Raw genomic sequence first — 24,192 nt, 5'->3', positions numbered from 1 at the left:
TGATTTGTTTTATGCTTTAAATTTTATACTTGCTGGAATTAGTGGTGTGTTCCATCAGACCAGGTGAGTTGATTATGATCATTAAGCTTCAACTCTTCATTATCTAACAGCCATTGAATGGTTTCCAGTGTTTTCTTTTCATGCATTTTAGGTGTTTTGCTCACTACTTCACTGATGGAGTGTGGCTTGCTTTGTACCAGGCGTTTCACCTGTTCTGTAATTTGCTCAAACTCGAGGTCAGTCAGTTCGATGCGGTTACGCCGCAGACACACATCACAGATCCCGCAGCGTGGTGCTTCTTTTTGGCCAAAGTAATTCAGTAATATCTGGCTGCGGCATGTAGTGGTAGTGGTAAGATATTGTTTCATGGCAGTCAGGCGGGCCTCATGGGCCTCCTTTCTGCGCCTGAGCAAGGCATAGTCAAAGGAAAGGGTATCGCTGTTTTTCCTTGGCTGCAGAAAAATAATCTGTGGTGCATCCTTCTGCGGTTCATATTTCAGTATGTTGAATTTTTCCAGTTCTTTCAACTGTGCCACCACCTGATCCCTGGTTAATCCTGTAAATCTGGCAAGATCATTTTCATTGATGGTGACAAAGTCTTCAAAGATGCCGGAATAAGCGCGTAATAATGTGCGGAGCAATACTTCATGGCGCTGATTTTCCACCTCAAACCGGTAGAGCACCTCTTTACTTACGGGCAGCAGCAGCCGTGAACGGATAAATACTGCATCTGTAAGCGCGATGTAACCTTCAATTTCCAGTGTTTTTAGCGCCTGCACAGTTTCGAGCGGATGGAAATGATTGTTTTTGCAAAATACTGCAACATCAAAGTCAAAACTTTGATTGGCACCTGCTCCAATTGCCAGTTGAAAATTGTTGGCGAGTGCCTGGTACACCTGCCGGATTTTTGCGATTGGCGGAATATGATGTTCAAGGCGTTCTGTAAGATCGGTCACGTCACTGCTATTGTAGAGCAATACGGCAAATGATTTCTTTCCATCCCTTCCGGCCCTGCCCGCTTCCTGGAAATAGGATTCAATATCATCAGGCACATCCATGTGTACTACCAGGCGAACGTCGGGTTTGTCGATTCCCATTCCAAAAGCATTGGTGGATACCATCACCCGTAACCTGCCTTTTGTCCAGGCTTCCTGCTTTTGCGACCGTGTAACATGATCCAGCCCTGCATGATAATAATCAGCACTGATCTTTTTCTTCTGCAGGTACCCTGCAATCTCTTTTGTTTTGCGCCGGTTGCGTACATAAGCAATGGCAGAACCGGGCACTTTTTCCAGCATTTTTACCAGCCGTTCCAACTTACTTTCTTCCATCAATACAGAATAGGAGAGATTGGTACGCTCAAAACTTTTTTGAAATACCACCTTGTTTTTGAATTGCAGTTTATCGCAGATGTCCACGACAACGGCCGGTGTGGCGGTGGCGGTTAATGCAAGCACTGGCACACCAGGTATAATAGCCCTGAAATCCGCAATGCGCAGATAAGGTGGCCTGAAATCATATCCCCATTGGGAGATGCAGTGCGCCTCATCGACTGCGAGCAGGTTTACCTTCATTTTGGCGGCGCGTACCTGCAGCATATCCGTTGAAAGCCGCTCTGGTGATACATATAGAAATTTATAGTCGCCGTATACACAGTTATCTATTGCACGGTCAATTTCCTGTTGGCTCATGCCGCTGTAAACAGCAATTGCCTTTATGCCCTTCTGTGAAAGATGAGCCACCTGGTCTTTCATGAGTGCAATCAACGGTGAAACCACGATGCATATACCTTCCTTTTCCAGCGCAGGCACCTGGAAGCAGATGGATTTTCCGCCACCGGTTGGTAATAGTGCCAGTGTATCATTTCCCGATAACACAGATTGTATGACATCTTCCTGCATGTCGCGGAAATCCGCGAAACCCCAATATTTTTTCAGCAGGCTATGGATACTCATCACCATAAAATTATAAAAGGCATATTAATACCGATACGTGGAACGAAAATGCAACATTTATCTATTGCTGAGCCGCCAATTTATTTTACATGCCGGCTTCTGCCTGCACTATACTTTTGATACGTAAGAAAACTGATTCAAGGGAAGGGACATAAATTTTGCAGCGCATGATTCATGCAGTGATGGTAAGCCGTGAATTGTTTTGCCACTAAGCCGCCCATCAGTTGCCTTTAAACAATTGGATGTTTATATTTAACGGAGAATGCAATACGGTGATCAAGTGGTTCTTTATTACCAGATTCTGATGCGCTGCTCTTCCGGCACAAACATCTTATCACCTTCTTTAACATCAAATGCGGTGTAGAAAGGAGTGAAGTTCATCAGCGGTCCAAGCACCCTGTAAATGCCGGGTGAATGAGGATCTGTTTTCACTTGCTGCAATAATGCTTCGTCCTTCACCTTTTTGCGCCAGCATTGTGCAAAAGACAAGAAGAAGCGTTGATCCGGCGTCAAACCGTCAATCTTCGTTGTGTCCTGTCCCTGTTTGGTAAGTTTAAAGGCATCGTAAGCAATGGCAATGCCGCCGATATCCGCAGTGTTCTCGCCTTGTGTCAATGCACCGTTGATATGCACGGAGTCGAGTACGACAAAGCCGTCATAAAGGCGGATTACCTGTTCTCCTTTTGCCTTAAACTTCTCATTGTCTTCTTTGGTCCACCAGTTTTTAAGATTCCCGTCCTTATCGTACTGCGATCCCTGATCGTCAAAACCATGCGTGAGTTCATGGCCGATCACCATGCCGATACCGCCGTAGTTTAATGCATCGTCTGATGCGACATCAAACATGGGGAACTGTAAGATGCCTGCCGGGAAAACTATTTCATTGGTAGTTGGATTATAATAGGCATTATTGGTAGGTGGTGTCATACCCCATTCATTGCGGTCAACCGGCTTATCAATTTTAGCCATCTGGTAATTGAATTCATTTCTTCCTGCATTTTCAATATTTTCAAACCAGTTGTTACGGTCAATAATAACAGGGCTATAGTCGCGCCATACATCAGGATAGCCAACCTTCTTCATAAAAGCGTGCAGCTTTTCTTTCGCCGAAGTTTTTGTGCTGTCGCTCATCCAGTCGAGCCGGTTGATGCGTGCTTCAAATGCCTGCTGAAGATTATCAACCAGGTCCTTCATGCGTTGCTTTGCTTCCGGAGAAAAATACTTTCGCACATACAGTTGGCCAAGGTCTTCACCAATGCTTGCGTCAATGATGCCATACACTCTTTCCCACCGTGGTTTAATTTGTTGCTGGCCGCTCAGTGCTTTACCGTAATAGGCAAAATGAGCCATTACGAAGTCATTGCTTAATACATTGGCTACATCATCCAGCAAGTGGAAACGGAGATAGGTTTTCCATACGCTGACTGGTGTTGATGCAAGTAACTCATCCAGCTTCTGATAATAAGCAGGCTGTCCAATATTGATGGAATCGGTTTGAATGCCCAGATCAGCGAAAAAAGTATTCCAGGCAATATGCGGCATTTTTTTATCGAGGTCTGCCACTGCCATCTTATTGTAGTTAGATGCAGGGTCTCTTAACTCCACATTAGTGCGATGACTTGCCGCCATCTGATTTTCCAACTGATAAACAATCGCTGCATGCTTAGCTGCCGTCAGGGAATCATCTCCGGTTAATCGGAAGATCTGTGTAGCATAAGCCTTGTAAGCATTTACTACTTCCAGGGTGCCTTCATCTTTCATAAAATAATAATCACGGTCGGGCAAACCAAGGCCTGCCTGATAAAATACCAGCAGGTTTTTACTGCTGTTTTTATCGTCAGGCCCCACATACTGCCCGGTGAGCAAGGGATGATTCAGCTTCCATTGCGCCGCAACAAATTTCATTATGTCACCAGTACTTTGCAGTGCCTCAATCTGCTGAAGAAAAGGTTGTACGGGCTGAAATCCGAGTTTTTCTATGGTGATGGTATCCATGCCAGATGCATAAAAATCCCCGATTTTTTGCTCCACCGAACCTTTGGGAGCTGCAGTGGCTGCGGCTTCCTCCAAAATACTTTTGATATTCGCTTTGGTCTTGAAATCCATTTCCAGGCGCGCTCCGGCTCTTGATTCAGTGGGAAGAATAGTAGCCGTATCATACCAGTTGCCATTGGCGTAAAGAAAAAAATCGTCGCCGGGCCTGATGTTATGATTGATATTCTGTAACGAGAGCGTTTTTCTCTCTGTGTTTTGCGTGGAAGGCGTCTGTTTGCAAGCGGTAATCGCGAGTATGAGGAACAGCACCACCGGCAGGTTTATGGGGTTATTTTTCATTTTCAGATGATGTTTTGGTTACAAGATATTTAACCGCAGCGGGCGGGAAAGTTTTTTTCGACCAACAGGGCAATTAAACAATCATACCATCCTTCATCGTCAACTTCCTGTCAGCCAGGTTGGCCAGTTCCGTGTTATGGGTCACAATGATAAATGTCTGGTTAAACTTTTCGCGCAGCTGAAAAAAAAGACGATGCAGTTCTTTGGCAGAATCAGAATCCAGGTTGCCAGATGGTTCATCTGCCAACACCACTTTCGGTGCATTGATGAGTGCACGGGCAACAGCTACACGTTGTTGTTCGCCACCGGATAGTTCAGCAGGTTTATGTTCCATCCTGTCCTGTAGGCCAAGGTAGGTAAGCAGCTCAACAGCTCTTTCTTTAGTTTGCTTTACATCCTTTCTTCCGATATGTGCGGGGATGGATACATTTTCAATCGCCGTAAATTCGGGCAACAGGTGATGAAACTGAAACACAAAACCGATGTGTTGATTTCTGAAAACGCCGAGTTTCTTATCAGGAAGTTGGAAAACATCCGTTCCTTCAATCAACACCTGGCCCTGGTTCGCACGGTCGAGTGTGCCGATAATATGCAGCAGTGTACTCTTGCCCGCACCGGAAGGACCCACAATAGACACCACTTCACCCTTTGCAATTTCAATGGATACATCCCTGAGGATATGAAGATCTCCGTAGTATTTATGAAGGTGGGTGGCTTGAATCATGTATAAAAAATTGCCTGACTCAAAGAAACAATTTTTACAACAGATCATTCATTAGGCTTGTCTGAAGTGCTATGCAGGCGATCTTTTATTGAATGTATGCGGTGCCGTTTTTTCAGCAGCTTCATGAAGGCTTTGTTATTCCGGCAGCCTGCATTTTTTGGCATTTTCCCATTGAATTGACTATCGTTTGGGTCAGCTTTTAATACCAATCTTTCCTTGGCACTTTAGTTGGTCGAAGCAAATTCAGGATACACCGAAAGCTTTTTCTGATTTCAGATTATTCAAGCTATTTTTGCGCGTCTTTTAAAAAGCTACCATGAATCTACACGAATACCAGGGCAAAGAGTTGTTGAAGCGATACGGCGTTCCTGTGCAGGAAGGCATTGCAGTGGAATCGGCAGATGCAGCCATTGAAGCAGCCAAGCAACTTAAAAATGAAAGAGGCACCACTGTATGGGTGGTAAAAGCACAGATTCATGCCGGTGGCAGGGGCAAAGGAGGCGGCGTAAAGGTGGCCACCTCTCTTGATAAACTGAAGGAGAAGGCGGAGCAGATCATCGGCATGCAACTCATTACACCACAAACCGGCCCTGCCGGAAAAAAAGTGCATAAAGTATTGATTGCAGAAGATGTCTATTACGGAGATGAAAAGGATCGTAAGGAATTTTATATGAGTGTGCTGCTCGACCGTGAGCAGAAAAGGAATGTGATCATCTATTCAACCGAAGGTGGAATGGACATTGAAGAAGTGGCCGCCAAAACACCTGAAAAAATTCACAAGGAATGGGTTGATCCCAAAGACGGGTTGCATCCTTACCAGGCCAGAAAGATTGCTTTCAACCTCGGCTTGTCAGGCGATGCTTATAAAAACATGGTATCCTTCGTGACTAATGTTTATAAGGCCTACGTAGATCTGGATGGAGCATTGATTGAAATCAACCCAACTTTGAAAACTGCCGATAACAGGATCATCGCAGTTGACGCCAAAGTGAAAGTGGACGATAATGCTTTATACAGGCATAAGGAATACGCCGATTTGCGTGACCTTTCTGAGGAAGACCCCACAGAAGTAGAAGCAAGCAGGTTTAATCTTAATTTTATCAAACTCGATGGCAATGTGGGCTGCATGGTGAATGGTGCCGGTCTTGCTATGGCTACCATGGACATGATTAAGCTGGCAGGCGGCTCACCGGCAAACTTCCTCGATGTAGGTGGCACAGCCAATGCCCAAACAACGGAAGCCGGTTTTCGCATCATCCTGTCAGATCCGAATGTGAAGGCTATCCTCATCAATATCTTCGGCGGCATTGTTCGATGCGACCGCGTGGCGCAGGGGATTGTGGATGCTTATAAGAATATCGGAACCATTCATGTTCCGATTATTGTGCGGCTGCAGGGCACTAATGCGGAAATGGCAAAAGAACTCATTGACAAATCAGGACTGAAAGTCTATTCTGCCATTGAACTGCGCGAAGCAGCAGAGCTGGTGAATAAAGTGATTGCGGCTTGATTTGTAAAAAGCACGCTGGTTAACGTTTGCTTGTGTAAACACACCAGTAAGCAATACAGTATTTTTCAACTATAATTTTTGCAATTTTGTTACTGAAGATTCATCCAAACCGTATCAGCGATCAGAAAATCAACCTCGTTGTTGAGGAGCTGAAGAAGGGTGGATTAATCGTTTTCCCGACAGATACTGTGTATGCCTTCGGTGGTGACCTCTATCAATCCAAAGCAATCGAAAGACTGATTAAATTGAGCGGGAAGAAACGTCCGGATTTTTCCTTCATCTGCAGCGACATAGCGCAGGCGCAAGAATATACTTCCGGACTGGATACTCCGGTATTTAAAGAAATGAAAAGGCTTTTTCCGGGGCCTTATACCATGATTGTAAACGCTGCGCCGCAGGTAGCCCGTTTTTTTCAAACCAATAAAAAGACGGTGGGCATACGCATTCCGGATAATGAAATTGCAAGATCCATCGCAAAAGAATTAGGACATCCGATCATCTCCACTTCACTGCACGATGAGGATGTAATTCTTGATTACATTACCGATCCGCGTGAAATCGAGAACCGCTTTCATAACCGGATTGCCGTCGTTATTGACGGTGGAACAGGCGGGAACCTGCCTTCCACAGTGATTGACTTTACATCGGATGAGCCGGTGCTTGTGCGCGAAGGGTTAGGACCGTGGCAATAATGAATTTTCAATTCATTCAGATTACAAACTTTATCAACGAAAAAATAACATTCTTAAAATTTCCAGCTAACAATTAACTGCTTTCTCTTCATCATAACTCCTGCAAACCAATTCATGCGATTTATTTCTGTTTTTATCCTGCTTTCGGTGATCTTTATTGGAAATGCGGTTGCGCAAAATGCTACCATCCGCGGCCTTGTGTTTGAAAAGGGCAGTGGCGAACCTGTGATATACACCAACGTATTGCTGAAAGGAACCACACTTGGTGCGCAAACCAATGAAGACGGCTTATATAATATTGCAAATGTGCCGCCCGGCTCTTATATGATTTTCTGCACTCAGCTTGGATTTGATACGGTAGAAATTCCGGTTACCGTACGTCCGAATGAGATTTTCAACCAGCAGATTTTTCTCGACAAGTCTGCAATAGAATTGGAGAATATCAATATCACCGCCGTGAGGGAAGAAAAGAAAACGGAGACTGCTGTATCCATGACGAAAATCACCACTAAGGATATTGCCCGAATTCCCGGTGTCGGTGGTGAGGCCGATCTTGCCCAGTATCTTCAGGTGCTGCCCGGCGTTGTCTTTACCGGAGACCAGGGAGGCGAATTGTACATCCGCGGAGGTTCCCCGATACAAAATAAGGTCTTGCTCGATGGTATGACCATTTACAACCCATTCCATTCCATCGGCCTGTTCTCCGTTTTTGAAACCGACATCATTCGCAATGTGAAAGTATTTACCGGAGGTTTCAGCGCCGAATATGGCGACCGGCTTTCTGCTGTGCTGGATGTTACCACACGCGATGGCAACAAGAAGCAGTTTGGCGGCAAAATAGGAGTGAACCCGTTTCTCTCTAAAGTGATACTCGAAGGTCCGATCAAAAAACTCAATGATGCAGGGTCGAGTATCTCTTACATGTTCACGGGCAAAACTTCTTACCTGGATAAATCGTCGCAGTTGTTTTACAGTTATATTGATACAGGCGGATTGCCCTACAGCTTCACCGATCTGTATGGAAAAGTGTCAATGAATGGTGCCAATGGAAGCAAACTCAGCTTCTTCGGATTCAATTTCCGGGATCACGTTAACTATCAGTTTGTTTCAGAATTTGACTGGAAATCGTATGGCTTCGGAACCAACTTCGTGATTGTTCCCGGCGGTTCAAAGGTGCTCATCGGTGGCACACTGTCATATTCCGACTACAATATTTCTTTACAGGAAGCAGATGGCAGGCCAAGAACAAGCGGCATTAATGGCTTCGACCTTAATATTGATTTTACCTATTTCCTGCCACACGGTGAAGTAAAATATGGTTTCGATATTGGTGGATTCCGGACCGAACTGGAATTCTTCAATTCACTCGGACTAAAAATTGAACAGAATAACAATACCACGGAACTTTCTGGATTCCTGGTTTACAAACACATCTTCAATGAAAAGCTGATTATTGAGCCAAGCATACGACTGCAGTATTATGCCTCTTTGCCGGCTTTCTCACCGGAGCCGCGTATTTCTATGAAGTATAACCTCACAGACGGTGTCCGGCTGAAAGCAGCGGTCGGCATGTATTCACAGAATTTCATCAGCACCAAATCTGATCAGGATGTGGTGAATCTTTTCACCGGATTTCTCACCGCGCCCGACGGGCAACTTTATGGCACCGACGGCAAAGTGGTGAAAACCAATTTACAGCGTGCCAATCAGGCTGTCATTGGTGTAGAAGCGGATCTTACCAAACGGATTGAATTGACAGTGGAACCTTATTATAAGAATTTCGGACAACTCATCAATATCAACCGGAGCAAACTGTTACCGGAAGACCCTGACTTTGAAGTGGAAACAGGAAAGGCCTATGGAATTGACTTCCTGGTAAAATATGACTACCGTGATTTTTATCTCTGGATCGCCTATTCACTCGGATATGTTACCCGTGATAACGGCGAACAGGTGTATCCTCCCCACTTCGACAGGCGTCACAACTTCAATGTGGTGGCTTCTTATACATGGGGCAAAGACAATAGCTGGGAATTAGACGCACGATTCAACTACGGGTCGGGTTTTCCATTCACGCTTACGCAGGGCTTCTTTGAACAGGTTAACTTCCTGGATGGCATCAACACTAACTATACCACGCAAAACGGTAATCTTGGAATTGTATATGATGACAGCCTGAATACGGGTAAGCTGCCCTACTATCACCGGCTTGATCTGACGATGAAAAAGAGATTCCAGATTGCTGAAAACAGTCAGCTGGAAATCAATGCCAGTGTTATCAATGTCTATAACCGCGAAAACATTTTCTATTTCGACCGTGTGAATTATCAGCGCGTAAATCAGTTGCCCATACTACCAAGTGTTGGTGCTTCGTTAACATTCTAAACAAACCGGCGCTATCCGTTTTATCTACTCATGCACAAGGTTCATTGCTGTGCTCTTAAGCCGTTAGTGTAATCAACTTCGTACAGTCGGTGCATGTGATGTGCATATCATTTCATGACATTCACCCGATATGTTGATGGAAGGCATGATTTTTAAACCCATTTATCAGTTAAGCATCATCATCTTGGGAACAACCACCGGCAGGCTATTCATCTTAGTGGCGGCGTTTATCTTTTTGACGCCGTTTGCCTTTGCACAACAGACGGACGTTTACACCGATCCGGCAATCGACTACAAGGAAGGCATTGTGCTTTTTCAACAGCAGAAGTATGGCGCTGCACAGGAGAAACTGAGGTTGGCCATTGCGGCATTGGAGCGGACTGATGTATCAAACAAGCACCTGCTGCTGCTCGACGCAGTATATTTCGATGCGCGCTGCAGCAAAATCCTGGGGCATCCCGACGCAGAGAAACTGTTTGTCGATCTCATCAGCAACAACGAAGAAAACACTACCACGCGCCTCGCCTGTTTTCACCTGGCCGACCTCTATTTTGATCAGAAGAAATATGATAAGGCCATCACCTGGTATAAGAAAGTGGATCCTGCCGACCTTACCCAAACGGAGAAAACGGAATATACCTTTCAGTCCGGCTTCAGCTATTTCTACAAGAAAGACTTCGACAAAGCAGGGCCTTTGTTCAATGAGGTGCGCCGGCAACAGGGGCCCTATTATTATCCGGCCAACTATTACTATGGTTACATCGCATACAAGGATGGTAATTATAAGGATGCACTCTCAGCATTTAAAGAAGTGGAAAAATCTTCCCTCTATCATGCTATTGTTCCATATTACATCGCTAATATTTATTTCAGCGAGAAAAAGTACGATGAAGTCATCAGCTACACCGCGGGCTTCAATAGTGCCGATAACCTGCAATATGCACCTGAAATGCAGCAACTGACCGGCAAAGCCTTTTTTGAAAAAGGGCAGTACGAGCAAGCAATGCCCTACTTCGCTGCTTATATGAATGCTACCGCCAAACTGGCCAAAACGGATATCTACCAGGTTGGTTATTGCCAGTACAAGACAAAAAATTTCCGGGATGCCATCAGCAGTTTTAAAGAACTGAATGTATTCAATGATTCATTAGGACAAAATGCATTATACCTGCTGGGAGATTGCTATATCAGGACGGATGAACTCAATAATGCAAGACTGGCATTTGAGCAGGCATCCAAAATGAGATATGATTTGTTCATTACAGAGAATGCTTCATTTCAGTTTGCCAAATTATCGTATCAGCTCAGCTATCACGATGTAGCAGTCAACGCGCTGCAGGATTTTATCGCCGCCTTTCCAAAATCATCATTTATACCGGAAGCTAAAGAATTGCTCTCGCTTGAGTTTTTATCAACCAAAAACTATAAGGAAGCACTTACTGTGCTGCGTTCTATGGATACCCGCAGCACTTCAATGCGTAAGGCATACCAGAAAGTAGCCTTCTCGTATGCCACTGAATTGTATAACAGCGGCAACTATCCGGAGGCAATGCTCACACTTGATGAATCACTCAAAAATCCGGTGGATCCATCACTGAAGGCTTCGGCTTATTTTTGGAAAGGGCAATCGTACTATAAACAAAAGGATTATCCGAATGCTATTGCTGCGCTATCGCAGTTTATTGATCTGGAACAGGCATCTGGTTCTATTTCTCCCGCTGCATCTTCAGTTAATGCCGGCTATACATTGGGCTATTGTTACCTGAAGCAAGGTGAATTTGCCACTGCCCTTGATTACTTTCAACAAGTTGCGAAATCGAGGGCTGGTTCAGTGGATGCTGATGCCAGGAAAATGGAAGCTGATGCTTTGCTGAGAAGCGCTGATTGTAATTTTGTACTGAAGAATTATACGGCCGCGCAAGAGTCATATAAGAAAGTTTCTGCCAACAAAATGCAGGGTGCTGATTATGCTTTGTATCAGCAGGCCATTATGCTGGGCCTGCAGAATAAAACGGCCGAGAAACTCACTACGCTTAAAAGCCTTATCGATGGCTATCCATCAAGCATTTATATGGATGATGCACTTTTTGAACTTGCATCCACCGACCTGACCGTGCCGGCTTATCAGGATGCCGCCTCCAATTTTAGTGAGATCATTACGAAATATCCAAAGAGCAGCTATGTCAGTAAAGCACATCTGAAGCTCGGGTTGATCTATTACAACCTCGACCGGGATGAGGATGCACTTACTGAATATAAATGGGTGATTGACAAATATCCAAAATCACCGGAGGGCCATGAAGCACTGAATGGTGTGAAAGAGATTTTTACCGCGCAGGGCAATGCGCAGGGTTACCTTGATTTTGTAAAGGGTATTTCCAATATCAGCATTACCGATGCCGTAAAGGATTCGGTGATGTATCAGGCTGCTGAAATTAAATACTCAAAAAACGACTGCAGTGGTGCTATACGGGAATTTTCAAGCTACCTCAGTGCTTTTCCGTCAGGTGCTTTTGCATTGCATGCTCATTTTTACCGGGCTGAGTGCCTCTTCAGGCAGGAAGATTATGAGTCGTCGCTGAGTGACTACGCATTTGTAACGGCACAGTCACCATCGCGCTTCACCGAAAAATCACTGCTGAATGCCGCTCGTATCAGCTATACGCAAAAGAAGGATTATGGCAGCGCTTACAACTATTATAAGGCATTGCATGAAAACGCGGAGTTCAAGACCAACCGGTTAGAAGCATCAAAGGGAATGATGTACAGTGCATTTTACCTCGCCCGTTACACCGATGTGGAGGCTGCTGCACAGCAGGTGTTAGCATCAGAAAGCGCAGGGCAGCCTGACCTGGTTGAGGCGCATTATTACCTGGCCAAGGTTTATGATGAGCAGCATGATCTCACCAAAGCATTCGCGGAGTACTCCATCGTGTCGAAAGAAAAATCGCTGATCGGTGCCGAAGCAGGCTACAGGATGGCGGAAATCTATTTCAGGCAAAGTAACCTAAAAGCAGCTGAAGAGCAATGTTATGCAGTATTAAAACAAAAACCCGGATATGACTATTGGATTGCGAAATCTTACCTGTTGATCGCCGACATATTCGAGTCAGACAGTGATTATTTCCAGGCAAAATCCACCTTGCAGAGCATCATCGACAATTATAAAGGTGCTGATGAAATTGTGGCCGTTGCCAGGGAGAAATTATCAAAAGTAACGGAGCAGGAAGCTGCACAGTCGAGGCTGAAGATTGAAGGTGAAAACAATGATATGGAGCTGGATTCCATTCCATCTTCGGATCTGAAATAAAACAATAATGATCTCATCGAAAATTATTTCCATTGCATGATGATGCCTCAAAATAAGGTTGTACCAACAAAGTTGAAAACAGCGCTTCACAGCAGCTGGTATTGCATCATTGCTTCTATGCTGTTGTATGCATCGCCTGTTTTTGCGCAGGGCAACATTGCTGCAGAGCAGGTAGATATCGTTAAAGCATATCAGCCGCTGCTCGCAGATGCCGAGAAGATTGATTTTGCGGCAGAACCTGTTGGTGCTGATACCAGCATGCCGGTTCTTAGCTACGAGGTAAAATCTCATCTTATTGAAGTCCCCTTCACTCCTGCTGAAATTCGGGCAGTGTCGTTACCGGCTGCTGTACCGGACACCCTGCAGAATAATATACTGACTGCAGGATTCGGCATGCAGCTTACGCCATTGATTGACCTGCAACTGCACAATGGTGCGGCGGGTAACCTGAGCTATGGACTAAATCTCCATCATCTTTCTTCAAACGGCAGCAAGATTGACTACCAGGATTTCAGCCATACCGGTGGCAATATATTCGGAACGGCCTACGTAGGAAGTTCCGCATTAAGCGCATCATTCGGCTATGATCACCGGAAGAACTATAACTATGCTGCTGCCGCAGCCGATACCGGCAGCATTGAGAAGCAATCGCTGAAACGTACCTATAATTTAGTTCCTGTTGAGCTGGCCTTTGCCAACACAAAAAACGCTAAAGACAAGATGAACTACCGTTTTGGTTTCAGGTATCATCATTTTGACGGATTGTCGGATGCAGATTACTTGTTTACCGAGAAGGAAGACTATTTCAATTTCAATGTATCGTTGCAGAAGCCATTCCGGAAGATACATGCAATCAGCCTGGAACTCTCTTTCGAACATCTTCAGCATAAACTGGTAAGTGTTACGGATACGGCACAGTCGCTGTTGACTGTTGTTCCGTATTATCAGTTGTTATGGAAAAACCTAATGCTGCAAGCTGGTGTGAATGTTAGCCTTTTGGGTAAGGAGGTAACATTTTTTCCGCGTATTCATGCTGAATATAAACTCATCGGCGAATACCTGATTCCCTATGCCGGTTGGGAAGGAGGGTGGCATCCGGTTACATTGCCGGAACTTACTACAGTCAATCCATATCTTGGTAATTGCAGTCCGGATTTCACAAAGGTGAATAAAGGTTATGCCGGCATTAAAGGCAGTTATGGAAACTTTATTAGCTACAATGTTGGAGCGGAGTTGCGCTCGCAGTCTAATCTTCCATTGTATCTGCCAGACAGCCTGAATCCTGCTTATTATGAAGTACTGTATTATTATCACGCCGATATCATTAATGTACATGCTGAAATCGGCTACCGGCAATCAGAAAGGATTAGCTTGCTACTGAGCGGCGAAACAAATATTTATGATTTGGATTTTGATGATGAACCCTGGGGGCTTCCAAAGTCAAAGATCGATCTTGCCTTCAATTACAATATCCAGGATAAAATAGTAGCCAAACTCGATTTGTTTGCCAACAGCGGTGCATTCACGAAGATGCCTTCCGACAGTGTCTCAACGCAACTGAAAGGAAGAGCTGATGCCAGTATCTCGGTAAGTTATGATTATAAGAAGAACATTTCCTGCTGGCTTGCTTTCAATAATATTTTCGGAGCGAATAATACTCCATGGTTCAACTATCCGACCTATGGTTTCCAGGCTATGGCAGGTGTAAGGCTGAAGTTTTGAGAATCAGCAGCCGGATCTAAGTGGAAGTGAAATATTTCGTGGTTTCACTAAGCCAATCTTCATTAAAAAAAGTTGGTGATTTCCTGCTGTAAATCATAAAATGATTCAGCGAAATACATGATATTGCCCGCAGGCTGCTGATACCGCTATGAGATTCCGTTTCATCAATCATCCGTTTTTCAAGTTGCTGGAAGTCTTTCTGGTATTTATGAGCATGGTGGTTTTTGGAACGGTTGGTTATATGATGATTGAAGGCTATTCATTCATCGAAGCAATCTATATGACGGTGATTACGATCGGCACCGTGGGATTTGAAGAAGTGCACCCGCTTTCAGAAAACGGGATGATTTTCACCATCCTGCTGATTGTATTTACCTTCTTTGCAATATCACTGTCAGTAGCTTTCGTAACCCGTTACCTGTTGGACGGGCAATTTCAGCGCACCTATAAATTGTATAAAATGAAACAAAAAATCAAACAACTTGAAAACCATGTCATACTGTGCGGTTATGGCCGCAATGGGCAGTCGGCAATGGAAGTGCTGCAGATGAGGCACATGCCGGTGGTGGTGATCGAGAAGAATGAGGAACAGATGGAAAGTGCAGCTGCCATTGCTGACCATTACCTGTTGGGTGATGCCACCATTGATCAGGTATTGCAGGATGCCGGTATCATGAAGGCGCAGGCTTTAATCATCACACTGCCCAATGATGCCGATAATGTTTTTATTGTTCTCACAGCACATGCGCTCAATCCGGCGCTGAAGATAATTGCAAGGGCTTCCGGCGATTCTTCCGTAAACAAAATGAAAATAGCAGGCGCTACCAATGTGATAATGCCGGATAAGATTGGTGGTACACACATGGCAACCTTAGTGGTCAATCCGGATGTGAAGGAATTCCTGGATTATCTCTCCACGCAGAATACCGATAACTTCCAGGTGGCTGAACTGCTGGTATCGCGCAGTTGCCTTTTGTCAGACATTGACGGTTGGAAAAGTACCGGTGCTACAGTGCTGGGAATAAAAAACAGGACAGGTGATTACATTCTGAATCCATCACCGGCCGCTGAAGTTGCTACTGGCGACCGGCTGATAACGATGGGCTCGCGCACGCAACTTAATCAAATGCAGCAGCTGCTCCGGCAATGATGAAAGAGCAGTTAACGTTTCATTTATGAATAGTTTGCAATGGTTACTTCTTACTTTCTTAACTTGCATATTAATTCCGACACAGAATGAGCGAGGTTTCCGCCTTCATGATGGGCATGCAGCAGCACGATTTCCTGAATCCTACAGCAGGATCTGATGAAGAGCGAAACCTGTTTCGTGTACTGCAGCAAAATTTTGCCAGGGAATATGAAGATATCTTCCAGAATGTCCTGGCGGAAAAAACAATTGTTATCATTCCGAGCCTTTCTGTTGACCAGGAAATCCTGTCGAAGGTAAAAGGCTATATCTACTATGAAGAACGGCTCCTGTGCCTGCTGATGCTGTTAAGGATGCCTCGCACGCATATCATTTATGTTTCCAGTGTTCCCATCGACCCGGTAATCGTTGATTATTATCTCCACCTGCTTCCCGGCATTACAGGTTACCATGCACAACAGCGGCTTACGATGCTCAGTTGTTTTGATGACAGTGCAAAATCACTCAGTCAGAAAATCCTGGAACGGCCCCGGTTGATTGAGCGCATAAAAAGCAAAATCTACGGAGGACACCTGGCGCATATTGCCTGTTTCAATATGACTGAGCTGGAACGCACCTTAGCCGTACAGCTGGGTTTACCCATTTATGGCTGCGACCCGGATCTCCTGCATCATGGTACCAAAAGCGGCAGCAGGCGGATATTCAAAGAATGCGGCATTCCGGTACCGGATGGCTTTGAAGACCTGCAGGATGAAACGGATATTGTAGATGCCCTTGAACATCTGAAGAGAAGGGATCTGTCACTGAAAAAAGCGGTGATAAAACTGAATGAAGGTTTTTCTGGGGAAGGAAACGCCGTATTTTCTTTTGAAGATTATGTGACTACTTCCAGCCTGAGAGGTTTTATACGCAATAACCTGAGGAAGCGAACTGAAATTGTGGCTTCCGATTTATCGTATGAAGGATTCATCGAGAAGTTCAGGATGATGAAAGGTGTTGCGGAAGAGTTTATTCCCGGCGAGATAAAAAAATCGCCTTCAGTGCAATGCCGCATTAATCCGCTGGGTGATGTAGAAGTGCTCTCAACACATGATCAGTTGCTAAGTGGGGATAACGGACAGATTTTTATTGGCGCCAATTTCCCGGCAAGTCCCGGCTATGCAAGGGAAATAGGATGGATGGGAAAACTAATTGGCGATAAATTGAAGGATTACGGTGTTGTCGGGCGTTTTGGTGCTGATTTTATTTCTGTGAAAACGGAAACAGGATGGAACCATCACGCACTCGAACTGAACTTGCGCAAAGGTGGCACCACGCATCCGTTTCTGATGTTGCAGGGCTTAACCGTCGGCAATTATAATGTTGATACGGGCATGTATCTTACGGCTAATGGTCAGCCGCGTTATTATTTCAGCTCTGATAATCTGAGCAGCGAAAAATATGCAGGCCTTACTCCACATGACCTGATGGATATCGCTATCACCAACCGTCTTCAATATGATGGCAGCCTGCAGCAAGGTGTGATGTTCCACCTCATGGGTGCGCTTTCGCGCTACGGAAAATTAGGCGTTGTATGCATTGGCGACACAGCAAGCCGCGCCAATGCTTTTTACCGTCGTACTGTTCAAGTGTTGAATAAAGAAGGAAGAGCAGGCGTGTATTGATAGCACCGGCAGCATGCTCCAACACCATTCCACTTCACGAATATGCTGACAGATGAACAGTCGGTGATATATTCATATTGAGTTTCCTTCTGTCAGGCGGAATTCTTTTTCAGTCAGTATACTTTATGAAGCGTACCGGTCACACAGATGGCTTCATGCAATGGCAACTAATTCCTTCGACTTTCTTGCACGTTCATTGTGATCCAGCATAATTTTTCGCATGCGAATAGATTTCGGCGTGATTTCCACAAATTCATCTTCCTGTATAAATTCAAGCGCCTCCTCCAGTGAAAAATGAATTTTGGGTGCAATGCGGACCGCTTCATCAGTGCCTGAGGCGCGCATATTGGTCAGTTTCTTGGTCTTTACCACGTTGATCACAAGATCTCCCGGACGAATGTGCTCTCCGATAATCTGCCCGCCATAAATATCTTCTCCCGGTGCAACAAAAAAAGTACCGCGGTCCTGCAGGGCATCAATCGAATATGCGGTGGCTGTTCCTTTTTCGAGAGCAATCAAAACGCCATTATTCCGGCCGGGAATATTGCCCTTCCAGGGTTCAAATGCCTTAAAGCGATGGGCCATGATAGCTTCGCCTGCTGTTGCCGTCAGCATGTTATTGCGCAATCCGACAAGGCCGCGCGATGGTATATTGAACTCAAGGTGTTGTACGTCACCCTTCGGTTCCATAATCGTCATTTCCCCTTTTCTTGCAGAAACCAGCTCAATCACCTTTCCCGCAAATTCCTGCGGAACATTGACTGTCAATACTTCCACCGGTTCACACTTTACACCATCAATATGCTTCACAATAACTTTAGGTTGTCCGACCTGTAGCTCATAACCTTCCCGACGCATGGTTTCAATCAGGATAGACAAGTGTAAAATGCCACGGCCATAAACGAGAATGGCATCCGGCGACTCTGTGTCTTCGAGCCGCAAAGCCAGGTTTTTTTCGGTCTCTTTCTCCAGCCGTTCCCGCACACGCTGCGATGTTACCAGTTTTCCTTCTTTGCCGAAGAAAGGGGAGTTGTTTATCGTAAACAACATATTGATGGTAGGTTCATCAATGGCGATAGGTTTCAGCCCTTCCGGGTTTTCAAAATCAGCGACGGTATCACCGATCTCAAAATCTTCAATGCCAAAGATGGCGCAGATATCTCCTGATACCACTTCCGTCACACGTTTTCTTCCTAATCCTTCAAAAGTATAGAGCTCTTTAATACGTGATTTCAGCACTTTCCCATCACGCTTCACCAGGCTTACGGGCATGCCTTCTTTAAGGATACCTCTCAGCAAACGGCCAATGGCTATCCTGCCGGTAAAGGAAGAATAATCAAGTGAAGTAATCTGCATCTGTGGCGTACCTTCCAGTGCAGGTGCCTCCGGAAAATAATTAATGATGGTTTCAAAAAGCGGTATGAGGTTATCAGTCGGTTTCTGCCAGTCATCGCTCATCCAGCCTTGTTTGGATGATCCATACATGGTTGGAAAATTGAGCTGTTCTTCCGTCGCATTCAGGTTGAAGAATAATTCAAACACCTGTTCATGCACCACATCCGGGTGACAGTTGGGTTTATCTACTTTGTTGATTACTACAATAGCTTTTTTGCCAAGCTCCAGCGCTTTTTGTAAAACAAATCGGGTTTGAGGCATGGCACCTTCAAACGCATCTACCAGCAATAAGACGCCATCAGCCATATTCAGCACACGTTCTACCTCGCCTCCGAAATCGGCGTGGCCGGGTGTGTCGATGATATTGATTTTTGTATCGCCGTAACGTACCGATACATTTTTGGCAAGAATAGTGATACCACGTTCACGTTCCAGCGGATTGCTGTCTAAGATAAGGTCACCGGTTTCCTGGTTATCACGAAAGAGATTGGATTGATGAAGGATTTTGTCAACTAAGGTTGTCTTTCCATGATCGACATGGGCAATTATGGCAATATTTCTGATGGATGGCATGCTTCAGGCTGAAATTTGGAGGCGCAAAGATAGCTTTATAAATCGGCAATAAGAAGGGCGCGGTAAAATCTGCAGGCATTGTGTATCCCGGATCAAAGTCTTGTAGCTCCGCGCTGTTATACGGCTTTCCATATTGTTTTGATTGATAGCATGAGCTTAGATTACACTTCAAGTTTTTTGAAACACTGCTGGACACGACTGTCACCTCGTCAACATCACCTATTCAGATGAAGGTGAATGTCTTTGTATTTTTATTTCGGTGGTTATCCATCGAGAACGGAGCCTGCTTTCTATACGCAATCATTTCTACACAATCCTGACAGTTCCGTTGCTTACCAACCGTCAACTTCAATTCTTTTTCTGCTAATTTTACGCACATGAAGCTACGGCACTTTTTCCTGTTATCTGTTTTATTATTGAGTGGGCAGCCCTCTCTTTTTTCGCAGCCATTAGCCTTTCACCGTTATGTTATTGAATTTAAGGATAAGAATGGTAGTCCGTATTCCACGGATATTCCTGCTGCATTTTTGTCGCAGCGTGCGATTGACCGGCGGATCCGGTATCATATTCCGGTAACAGAGAGTGATCTGCCCATCAACCCATCCTACATCGGGCAAGTGTCTGATATTGGTGTGAAAGTGCTCAACAGATCTAAATGGCTGAATTCAATTTCAATCGAGACGGAAGATTCTGCAATGTTGGCAGCCGTTAATGATTTACCGTTCGTAAAGACGTCGTTTCCGGTTGCACTTCGTGATGGCAATCCTTCATCTGTTCAAAATATTTATGAAGATGTTTTTCCATCTAAGTTGGCAAGTGAAGAATTAGCTGAATATGGGAAAGCCGGTAACCAGATTGAGATGTTGCACGGACAGCAGTTACATACGCTGGGATATAAAGGAGAAAGTATCATTCTGGCTGTTCTGGATGTCGGGTTTTCCAATGCACCCAATATTCAGGTATTCGATAGTCTTTTTTTGCAGGGAAGAGTGTTGGGAAAATGGAATTTCGTTGCAGGAAACGACAGCGTCTATAACAACTGGGGGCATGGATCATCGGTTCTTTCAACTATAGCAGCTAATATTCCGGGTACTATGATTGGCACGGCTCCGGGAATAAGTGTTTACCTTTTTGTTACGGAGGATGGCTTTAGCGAATATCCGATTGAAGAGCATAACTGGGCCGCAGCAGCCGAGTGGGCTGATAGTCTTGGTGCCGACATGATAACATCATCGCTTGGTTACAGCGTTTTTGATAATGCTGCTTTTAACCATGACTATGCAGATATGGATGGCAATACCACTATGATTGCCCGCGCTGCAGATTATGCCGCAGCTAAAGGCATGATCGTTTGTTCCAGCGCCGGTAATGAGGGCAATAAGGAATGGCATTATATCACCAGTCCTGGTGACGCTGACAGCATCATAACCGTTGGTGCTGTAGATTCGCTAGGTTTGATCACCGGCCTCAGTTCCAAGGGGCCTTCATCAGATGGTGATGTCAAGCCTAACGTTGTGGCACAAGGCATCAGGGCTACCGTTGTTGAGCCTTTCTCTGGTACTATCGTTACAAATACCGGCACCTCCTTATCGAATCCGGTTATTGCAGGCCTGACAGCTTGCCTTTGGCAGGCACATCCTGATAAAAATAATATGGAAGTCATCCGAGCAATTGAAAAAAGTGCCAGCCTTTATTATAATCCCAACGATTCAATGGGTTATGGAATTCCAAATTTTGAGGTAGCTGACTTGCTGCTTTCAGGTACTGCACCGGATAATCTTGCTCTCACCGGTCCGCTGATTTATCCTAACCCTTTTCAGGATTACGTACAGATGCTCTATTATACGGCAAGGAAGCAGGAAGCCGGAATAGAGCTGTTTAACTACTATGGAGAAAGAGTGCAGTCATTTCAGACTTCGTTGCAAACCGGCTATAATTATTTGAATATTACTGCTTTGTCTAATATGGCGAACGGCCTCTATTTTATGAAAATCAATTTCGAGGACCACAGCGAAATTGTTAAACTCCTGAAAGTGCCATAATATTTTATGCTGTTGAAATTTACCGGCCGTAAAGTGAGCATTCAATGTTTCACAGGGTTACCTGCTACACCGGTTAACAAATCGTAATAAGACTATTTTCTCACGTGCTGGCAAATGATTTTTAAATCATTTGAAATCCGGATATGAATAACAAGTAATCAAAGGTGGCACTTCAGCAAGATGGAAGTAGTTCACCAATAGCAATCAGCTAATTGTATGATGGTATTGCAAAGCACTACTGCAAGCAGGAGGGCAGTTCAGATAAAAATCATCCTACCTGCTTTTTATGACTTTGAAAATTGATTGTTGCTCATTGTCCACCGCGACTTTCACAATGTACAGCCCTGCGGGAAGATCTGCGCCCCAGGTGATGGAACCAGCCGGCGAATGAATTGCATGCGATTCAACCAGTTGTCCAATTATGGAATGAACGGAAACGGATGCTTCTTTAAATGTTATAGCGCCGAGGTTATAGGTAATGCTGCTTTCCATTGAAAACGGATTGGGATAAAGTTCACAACAATTATTCTTTTGCTGTACTGCCGCTGTGCCGGTAGACAGTGCTTTATATACCCTGAATCCGTCAACTGCTGCTTCCACTACATGCGAAGAAGATGACAAGTCGCTGGTCGTGAAAATGACTTTCATCGAGGCAGTGGAAGCCAGGTAATCATCGAGGTGATATTCATGATAATTCCATTGCGACATAGGGTTTTTTATGCTTGCAATTTTCACGGTTACCGTACCATTGGTAACAGATACAAACAAAGTGTCATTCGGCGTGCCGCTGCCGCCGCCATTGGCAAACCAGGAATAAAATCCAAGTATAGGGTCAATAAATTCTGATAAGTCCATAACCGGTGAGGTGAGTGTAGTGGAGCCATTATCCACGTCGTCAGTGCCAATCCCACCACCGCCGTTGCCGGTTACAAAACACAGATTCCCATAATCTCCCGCTATATCTTCTTCCGGGTTAAAATAAACACCACTGGAAGAAGTGCCAATTGGTTCGCCGCGTTCCCAGCTACCGGTATTTGCATTACCTGTTATGGTCCAGTTGTTATTGACAATAAAATCATCATAGTAACCCTTAGAAATTTTCAGCTCAACCGGCGAGCTGGATTGATTGATGGTGATGTTTTGAATTCCCGTTTCGCGATATCCCCATTTGCCGGCATAAATTTCATAGCTGTCTTCAAAGATCGGGGATATGCTGAAATTCCCGCTTGCGTTGGTATTTACTTCATAGGTGAGACCAACATTTAAAGCGTGGAGATATACATGAGCATTGGCAAGCGGCTCTGCAGTGATGGAATCAGTAACGGTGCCTGTTACAGATGTTTCAACCAAAGGTGATAATTGTACGTCCAGTTGCACTGTGGACCCGCTTGTCAATATCACATCCTGGATTTCTTTCGTGACATAACCGGCTTTACTGACTCTTACCGTATATGTGCCTGCGATACCACTGCCGGTTTTGTAGTTACCTCCCAGGTCGGAATAATCATTTTGCGTGGTAGTGAGAATTTCCACCAGTGCGTTATTAACCGATGCTGAGGTAACCGCATTCGTGACATTGCCTTCTAACCAGCAAGCTGATACGTACGTTGGTGTGATGATCGTCAGTTTACCATTGGTGGTGGAAGTATAGAGATCGGATACGATTATATTGCCTGAAGGCAAATAGGGATAAACACCCCAGCTACCGCCATATCCTCCTCCTGACTCTTGTGGATCTGTATCGTAAGCCGCAACCTGGATCATATTATCCGGATGAGAAACATCAAAAAGTGCTACTCCGTCTTTGTAATAGGCAGTCCATGCAAACTGATCATTTAAGAGGTGAACGTTGTGGACGATTGACCCCGAACCGGGATTGGATTGAATGCGGTCCACCTCAGTAATATTGCTCAGATTGGAGACATCATATGCCGTTAAATAACTGTTGTCAACTTCATCAGTGGTGAATGCATAATGATTATCATGTGTGGGCCAGGCATTATGGGTGAAGAAATTAGGAGTATTAACCGATCCGAGCGGCACTGGCAGTAATGGATTGGAAACATCCACAATTTCAAGCTTTCCATCATAAATTTCAGACGCCCATAACGTATCTCCCCTGACAAACCCATCATGTATATAATGTTGTTCATACTTGCCGAGATACGGAGGATTCAAAGGATTTGCAGCAAGATTAAATATGGTGGCTCCGCCGGCTCCATAGTCTCCGCCAAAGATGAACAGTTTGCCATTTTCATCAATCCAGAGTGTATGGCCTTCACTCTGCATGGTTCCGAATGCATCAGTATAAATAAAGTTGGATGGTGTTACACTGTTTGGAAGGTCGCTCAGATCTATCACCAATAAACCGTCGCCAACCTCATTGGTTGCATAGGCATAATGGCCATATGTCTTTATCTCTCTCCACAGGTTTTGTGTATGCGGAACATCAAATTTCACCACCGGATTGTCAGGATCGGAGATGTCAACAATGGACACGCCTGCGTAGGTGCCGACAAGGGCATACTCTGTTCCGTCATCATCAACATAACCCCATATGCTGGCACAAGAATATGGATAAGAGATTTCACCTCTCAGCTCAAGATTGAAATTTTGTCCATAGGATGATGGAATGGTAATGAGCAGCAGGAGGGTGATCTGTATAATTGTTTTCATGTTGTAGGAAAAGATTTGATGAATGGTGGCCACAGCAAATAAACAAATATTTCAACTTACGGA

The 24,192-nt window shown here is 44.8% G+C and carries 13 protein-coding genes; 8 read left to right on the top strand and 5 right to left on the bottom strand.

What is annotated here, in order from left to right; all coding sequences use genetic code 11:
* Positions 1–38 precede the first annotated feature (38 nt).
* The 3 genes from K1X61_10720 to K1X61_10710 all read right to left on the bottom strand — a co-directional run bounded on the left by K1X61_10720 (position 39) and on the right by K1X61_10710 (position 5,013).
* Complete coding sequence (locus K1X61_10720) at positions 39–1,955, bottom strand: RecQ family ATP-dependent DNA helicase (protein ID MBX7109108.1); 1,917 nt, start codon at positions 1,953–1,955, stop codon at positions 39–41.
* Positions 1,956–2,246: 291 nt separating this feature from the next.
* The gene (locus tag K1X61_10715; GenBank protein ID MBX7109107.1) at positions 2,247–4,289 is read right to left on the bottom strand and encodes a M13 family metallopeptidase; all 2,043 of its coding nucleotides are present in this window, start codon (positions 4,287–4,289) and stop codon (positions 2,247–2,249) included.
* A 73-nt stretch (positions 4,290–4,362) separates the two neighbouring features.
* Complete coding sequence (locus tag K1X61_10710; protein ID MBX7109106.1) at positions 4,363–5,013, bottom strand: ABC transporter ATP-binding protein; 651 nt, start codon at positions 5,011–5,013, stop codon at positions 4,363–4,365.
* Between the two features lie 316 nt (positions 5,014–5,329).
* Between K1X61_10710 and sucC the strand changes: the two genes are divergently transcribed.
* From sucC to K1X61_10675, 7 genes are all read left to right on the top strand, one after another.
* Complete coding sequence (sucC, locus tag K1X61_10705; protein MBX7109105.1) at positions 5,330–6,523, top strand: ADP-forming succinate--CoA ligase subunit beta; 1,194 nt, start codon at positions 5,330–5,332, stop codon at positions 6,521–6,523.
* Between the two features lie 86 nt (positions 6,524–6,609).
* Positions 6,610–7,215, top strand: a complete 606-nt coding sequence (locus K1X61_10700; GenBank protein ID MBX7109104.1) for a threonylcarbamoyl-AMP synthase — start codon at positions 6,610–6,612, stop codon at positions 7,213–7,215.
* A gap of 114 nt (positions 7,216–7,329) precedes the next feature.
* Entirely contained in the window at positions 7,330–9,600 is a 2,271-nt protein-coding gene (locus K1X61_10695) for a TonB-dependent receptor (protein MBX7109103.1), read from the top strand.
* Positions 9,601–9,736: 136 nt separating this feature from the next.
* Positions 9,737–12,910, top strand: a complete 3,174-nt coding sequence (locus tag K1X61_10690; protein ID MBX7109102.1) for a tetratricopeptide repeat protein — start codon at positions 9,737–9,739, stop codon at positions 12,908–12,910.
* Between the two features lie 72 nt (positions 12,911–12,982).
* The gene (locus K1X61_10685) at positions 12,983–14,632 is read left to right on the top strand and encodes a hypothetical protein (protein ID MBX7109101.1); all 1,650 of its coding nucleotides are present in this window, start codon (positions 12,983–12,985) and stop codon (positions 14,630–14,632) included.
* Between the two features lie 148 nt (positions 14,633–14,780).
* Positions 14,781–15,782 (top strand): NAD-binding protein, encoded by a 1,002-nt coding sequence (locus tag K1X61_10680; GenBank protein ID MBX7109100.1) that lies wholly within the window; start codon positions 14,781–14,783, stop codon positions 15,780–15,782.
* Between the two features lie 86 nt (positions 15,783–15,868).
* Entirely contained in the window at positions 15,869–17,443 is a 1,575-nt protein-coding gene (locus K1X61_10675) for a hypothetical protein (protein ID MBX7109099.1), read from the top strand.
* A gap of 153 nt (positions 17,444–17,596) precedes the next feature.
* Here K1X61_10675 and typA read toward each other — a convergent pair whose 3' ends face one another.
* The gene (typA, locus tag K1X61_10670) at positions 17,597–19,411 is read right to left on the bottom strand and encodes a translational GTPase TypA (GenBank protein MBX7109098.1); all 1,815 of its coding nucleotides are present in this window, start codon (positions 19,409–19,411) and stop codon (positions 17,597–17,599) included.
* 377 nt (positions 19,412–19,788) lie between these two features.
* Here typA and K1X61_10665 point away from each other — a divergent pair, with 377 nt between their 5' ends.
* The gene (locus K1X61_10665) at positions 19,789–21,453 is read left to right on the top strand and encodes a S8 family peptidase (GenBank protein ID MBX7109097.1); all 1,665 of its coding nucleotides are present in this window, start codon (positions 19,789–19,791) and stop codon (positions 21,451–21,453) included.
* A gap of 273 nt (positions 21,454–21,726) precedes the next feature.
* On the opposite strand, the gene K1X61_10660 is transcribed toward K1X61_10665, so the two are convergent.
* On the bottom strand, positions 21,727–24,129 hold the full coding sequence (locus K1X61_10660) for a choice-of-anchor B family protein (GenBank protein MBX7109096.1): 2,403 nt from the start codon (positions 24,127–24,129) through the stop codon (positions 21,727–21,729).
* Positions 24,130–24,192 lie beyond the last annotated feature (63 nt).

The sequence above is a fragment of the Chitinophagales bacterium genome (assembly GCA_019694975.1).
In the GTDB taxonomy this organism is placed as follows: Bacteria; Bacteroidota; Bacteroidia; order Chitinophagales; family UBA10324; genus JACCZZ01.
The sequence above is the reverse complement of the archived record's forward strand: the minus strand, read 5'-3'. Positions and strand labels throughout refer to the sequence as shown.